The following is a 4947-nucleotide window of genomic DNA, read 5'->3' as shown; positions in this document are numbered from 1 at the left end:
ATCGCTAGCAAGCTAGCTCCTACAGTGGTTTTGGGTTGGCCATGGATGTTGTGAACGACCCAAATCCATTGTGGGAGCGGGCTTGCTCGCGAAGGCGGAGTATCAGTCGGCGAAGATGTTGGATGTACCGACCTCTTCGCGAGCAAGCCCGCTCCCACAGGAGGTTGCCGCAGGGGTCAGATCATCGGCGGCAGTTGGTCGAGCATTTTGTCGAGGGTGATGGGGTACTCGCGAACGCGGATGCCGGTGGCGTTGTAGATGGCGTTGGCAATCGCTGCACTGACCCCGCAGATGCCCAGTTCGCCGACGCCCTTGGCTTTCATCGGTGAGGACACCGGGTCGGTTTCGTCGAGGAAGATCACTTCCTGGTGGGGGATGTCGGCATGCACCGGCACTTCGTAGCCTGCCAGGTCGTGATTGACGAAGTAGCCCAGGCGCTTGTCCACCGCCAGCTCTTCCATCAGGGCCGCGCCCACGCCCATGGTCATCGCGCCGATCACCTGGCTGCGGGCCGAGGTCGGGTTGAGGATGCGCCCGGCGGCGCACACTGCGAGCATGCGTCGCACTCGGGTTTCGCCAGTGGCGCTGTCCACCGCGACTTCGACGAAGTGCCCGCCAAAGGTCGACTGCTGGAATTTCTTGCTCAACTCGGCGAACTCGATCGAGTCTTCAGCCACCAGCTCTCCCGCTTGCGCGGCCTCTTTCAATGGCACGCGCTTATCACCGGCGAGCACCTCACCCCCGACAAACGTCGCGTCGTCCACCTTCACCCCCAGGCGCTGCGCCACCGCTTCACGCAGTTTGACGCAAGCCGCATAGACCCCGGCCGTCGAGCAGTTGCCACCGAACTGCCCGCCTGACCCCGCCGACACCGGAAAGCTCGAATCCCCCAGACGCACCACCACTTTGTCCAGGCTCACACCCATCATCTCCGCCGCGGTCTGGCCGATGATGGTGTAGCTGCCGGTGCCGATATCGGTCATGTCGGTTTCCACCGTGACGATCCCCTGCTGATCCAGGCGCACCCGCGCCCCGGACTTGACCAGCAGGTTATTGCGAAAGGCCACCGCCATGCCCATGCCGATCAACCAGCGTCCCTCGCGTTGCGTGCCTGGTTGCGCGGCACGCTTGCTCCAGCCGAAACGCTCGGCGCCAGTGCGCAGGCATTCAGTCAACTGACGCTGGGAAAAGGGCCGCTTGGGGTCGACCGGATCGACCTGGGTATCGTTGAGGATGCGAAACTCCACCGGGTCCAGCTTCAGCTTGTGCGCCATCTCATCCATGGCGATCTCCAGCGCCATCATCCCCGGCGCTTCACCCGGTGCGCGCATGGCGTTGCCTTCGGGCAGGTCGAGGATCGACAGACGCATGGTCACCCGGCGATTTTCACCGGCATACAGCAGTTTGCTCGGTTGCGCGGCCAGCTCGACCTTGCCGTCCGGCAAACCACCGTTCCAGCCTTCATGGGCGATGGCGGTGATCTTGCCGTCGGCGCGGGTGCCAATGCGGATGCGCTGGATGGTGGCGGGGCGATGGGTGGAATTGTTGAACATCAAGGGTCGGGCAAGGGCGACTTTCACCGGCCGTTTGGCCATGCGCGCACCGAGCGCCGCCAACACCGCATCGGCCCGCAGGAACAGCTTGCCGCCGAATCCGCCACCAATGTAGGGCGAGATCAAACGCACATTCTGCTTGGCAATACCGAGGGTGGTCGCCAGGTCGCTCACCGACCAGTCGATCATCTGGTTCGAGGTCCACAGCGTCAGATGTTCGCCCTCCCAGGCAGCCATCGATGCGAACGGCTCCATCATCGCGTGGGCCTGATCCGGGGTGGTGTAGGTTTCGTCCAGTTGCACCGGTGCCGCGGCAAAGGCGCCTTCGAAATCACCGTGCAGGGTGTCGGGCATCTGCTCCTTGTCTTCCTTGCCGGACGCGTGGGTGGCCGCCAGATCGAAGACACCGTCGGCGCGCTCGTAGCGGATGTCGACCATGTGCGCGGCCGTGCGCGCCTGCTCGAAAGTCTCCGCCACCACCAGCGCGACGGCCTGGTGGTAGTGCTCGATCTGCGGCCCGCCCAGCAGTTTCGCCGTATTGTACTTGCCCTTGCCGAGCTTGCCGGCATTGGCCGCCGTGACGATGGCCAGCACCCCCGGCGCGGCCTGGGCCGCCTCCAGGTTCATCGAGGCGATGCGGCCCTTGGCGATGGCCGAACCGATCACCACGCCATAGGCCTGGTTCGGCACAGCGTCGTGGTGCTCGTAGGCGTAATGGGCGGTACCAGTAGTCTTCAATGGGCCCTCGATGCGAGGGGTGGCCTTGCCCACGACCTGCAACTGGTCGATGGGGTTGGTGGTGGCCGGGGTGTCGAATTTCATGCGTGATCCCTCGCTTGGGCCATCACCGAGGCGAGCGTGCGCTCGACCAGGGTCAGTTTGAAGGCGTTATCGTGGGTGGGTGTGGCGCCGGCGAGCAATTGCTCGGTCACCGCTTTTGCGCCTTGGGCCATCCGCGCTTCAGCCGCCTCGACGCGCCAAGGCTTGGGCGCGACGCCGCCGAGGGCGACTCGGCCGCTGCCGTCCTGCTGGATCACCGCGGCCACCGACACCAGGGCGAAGGCATAAGACGCCCGGTCGCGCACCTTCTGATAAATGTGCGTGCCACCCAGCGGCGCCGGCAGCGTGACGGCGGTGATCAGTTCGTTGGTCATCAGGCTGGTTTCGATGTTCGGTGTGGTACCCGGCAGTCTATGCAGGTCGGCGATGGGAATGACGCGGGTGCTGCCATCGGGTTTCACCGTCTCGACCTGCGCATCGAGCAAACGCATGGCCACGGTCATGTCGCTGGGATGGGTGGCGATGCAGGCGCTGCTGACACCGATGATTCCCAATTGCCGACTGACCCCGTCGATGGCCGAGCAGCCGCTCCCGGGCTGGCGTTTGTTGCAGGCTTGATTGGGGTCGTAGAAGTACGGGCAACGGGTACGTTGCAGCAGGTTGCCGGCGGTCGTGGCCATGTTGCGCAACTGACCCGATGCGCCGGCGAGCAGGGCCCGCGCCAGCACGCCATAGTCCTTGCGTACCCGCGGGTCGGCGGCCAAATCGGTGTTTCGCACCAGTGCGCCGATACGCAGGCCGCCGTCGGCGGTGGCCTCAGTCCGATCCAGGCCTGCACCGTTGACGTCGATCAGATGGGTGGGGGTTTCGATCTCCAGCTTCATCAAGTCGAGCAGGTTGGTGCCGCCGGCAATGAAGCGCGAGCCGTTGACCTGGGCGGCGAGGGCAGCGGCGTCGGCGGGGGATTTGGCCCGCAAATAGGTGAAAGGTCTCATGCGCTGGCCTCCGCGACTTCGCTGATTGCCTCGATGATGTTGGAGTAGGCGCCGCAACGGCAGATGTTGCCGCTCATGCGTTCCTGGATTTCACTGGCGATCAGCTGTGGTTGCTCGGTCAGGCTGGGGCTGGCGTGGCTGGGAATGCCATCGCGAATTTCCCCCAGCACCGCGACGGCGGAGCAGATCTGCCCCGGCGTGCAATAGCCGCATTGATAGCCGTCGTGCTTGATGAACGCGGCCTGCATCGGGTGCAGGTTTTGCGGTGTGCCCAGGCCTTCGATGGTGGTGATGGTCGCGCCTTCGTGCATCACCGCCAGGGTCAGGCACGCATTGATCCGCCGGCCGTCGGCGATCACCGTGCAGGCGCCGCACTGGCCGTGGTCGCAGCCTTTCTTGGTGCCGGTCAGTTGCAGGTTTTCCCGCAGGGCGTCGAGCAGGGTGGTGCGGGTGTCCAGGTCCAGGGCGCGCTGTTCGCCGTTGACCTGCATGGTCACTTTGGCCTTGATCGGACGGGCGGCGTTGGCGGCGCTGGCCTGGGCGCAGATGAACGGCGGCAGCGCGACGCTGGCGGCGGTCATGGCACCGACGATCAGGAAGGTGCGTCGGGTAATCGTCATCGGTTCAATTCCTTTGCGGGGTTCGCGAGCAGCGCACTGCGGCGCCTTTACAGCCCTCATCAATAAGACTGACCCTGGCGTTATTGGAAACGTTCTGTGTTTTTCGGCTAAAGCGCGATGCGTGGTTGTGTTCTGGTTAATCCAGCAGCGGATGGAACGGGTTAAGATGCATGGCCGCGACCAACGCTTCACATCGCCTCCGGAGTCCGTCCCCGCAATGCCCCAGATCAGCCATTTCAAAACCCCGTGCCCCGAAGCCATCAACAGCCAGATCCTGCAGTTGGTGGTCGACAATCTGACCGACATCAGCATGGTCGCCATCCCCGCGAGCAACCTGCTGTACAACGTCTATCAATATGCGATCGGCTTCGAGGTGCACCTGTACCTGGAGGCATTGAACGGGGAGAAAGGCATCGAGGTGGAACTGATCGTCGCCACCGATCCGGATGACCCGCAGCAGGTCACGGGGTTCGTGCTGTACCTGCCGGTCAAGGACGATCCGCAGGCGTGCGCGGTGGCCTATATGGCGGTGCATGCCAGCTATCGGCGCCAGGGTATTGCACGACGGATGCTGCGCGAGATGGTCGCCCGCTACCCCCATGCCGAACTGACCTGCGCGGTGCCCAAGGTGCCGTATTTCGAAGCGATGGGCTTTCAAGTGGTGGGCGTGCGCGCCACCCAGGTGCTGATGAACACCCGCGATCACGGCAGCGACGGCTTGATGGCGTTGCTCGACGTGGCATCAATCTACAGCTCGCTGGAAGTGCGACAGATTCATACCTACCTGCTGCAAAAACACGGCAAGCGGGCGATGCAGGATGCGGAAAAGCAGCGGGATCGGCATCTGGATCAGTTGACGCACAAAGCCCGGGAATTTGTGCGCGGGCGGTTGGGGGACGATGCGGTGCCGGTCAGCGGACCGAGGCTGCGGTTGGTCTGACGCCATTTCAAACCGTCCCTAATCCCCCTGTGGGAGCGGGCTTGCTCGCGAATGCGGCG

The 4947-nt window shown here is 64.0% G+C and carries 4 protein-coding genes; 1 reads left to right on the top strand and 3 read right to left on the bottom strand.

Annotated elements, in window-relative coordinates; genetic code table 11:
• Positions 1 to 176 precede the first annotated feature (176 nt).
• From paoC to paoA, 3 genes are read right to left on the bottom strand one after another with little or no spacing between them, the layout of a single operon-like run.
• Positions 177 to 2375 carry an aldehyde oxidoreductase molybdenum-binding subunit PaoC gene (paoC, locus tag B0W55_RS28610; protein WP_077049259.1) on the bottom strand — a complete coding sequence of 733 codons (2199 nt, stop codon included), beginning with the start codon at positions 2373 to 2375 and terminating at the stop codon, positions 177 to 179.
• A complete protein-coding gene (locus tag B0W55_RS28605; protein WP_077049258.1) occupies positions 2372 to 3328 on the bottom strand; it encodes a xanthine dehydrogenase family protein subunit M in 957 nt (318 codons plus the stop codon). The genes paoC and B0W55_RS28605 overlap by 4 nt, the downstream gene beginning before the upstream one ends.
• Positions 3325 to 3948 (bottom strand): aldehyde dehydrogenase iron-sulfur subunit PaoA, encoded by a 624-nt coding sequence (gene paoA / locus B0W55_RS28600; protein WP_077049257.1) that lies wholly within the window; start codon positions 3946 to 3948, stop codon positions 3325 to 3327. The genes B0W55_RS28605 and paoA overlap by 4 nt, the downstream gene beginning before the upstream one ends.
• A 217-nt stretch (positions 3949 to 4165) precedes the next feature.
• Between paoA and B0W55_RS28595 the strand changes: the two genes are divergently transcribed.
• Complete coding sequence (locus B0W55_RS28595) at positions 4166 to 4888, top strand: GNAT family N-acetyltransferase (protein ID WP_077049256.1); 723 nt, start codon at positions 4166 to 4168, stop codon at positions 4886 to 4888.
• Positions 4889 to 4947 lie beyond the last annotated feature (59 nt).

Source organism: Pseudomonas sp. KK4 (assembly GCF_001984065.1).
Lineage (GTDB): Bacteria > Pseudomonadota > Gammaproteobacteria > Pseudomonadales > Pseudomonadaceae > Aquipseudomonas.
The sequence above is the reverse complement of the archived record's forward strand: the minus strand, read 5'-3'. Positions and strand labels throughout refer to the sequence as shown.

What these genes read in the sequence shown, in the direction of transcription:
- B0W55_RS28595 (WP_077049256.1), top strand. Translation starts at nt 4,166, where the DNA reads ATGCCCCAGATCAGCCATTTCAAAACCCCGTGCCCCGAAGCCATCAAC.
- B0W55_RS28605 (WP_077049258.1), bottom strand. Translation starts at nt 3,328, where the DNA reads ATGAGACCTTTCACCTATTTGCGGGCCAAATCCCCCGCCGACGCCGCT.
- paoC (WP_077049259.1), bottom strand. Translation starts at nt 2,375, where the DNA reads ATGAAATTCGACACCCCGGCCACCACCAACCCCATCGACCAGTTGCAG.
- paoA (WP_077049257.1), bottom strand. Translation starts at nt 3,948, where the DNA reads ATGACGATTACCCGACGCACCTTCCTGATCGTCGGTGCCATGACCGCC.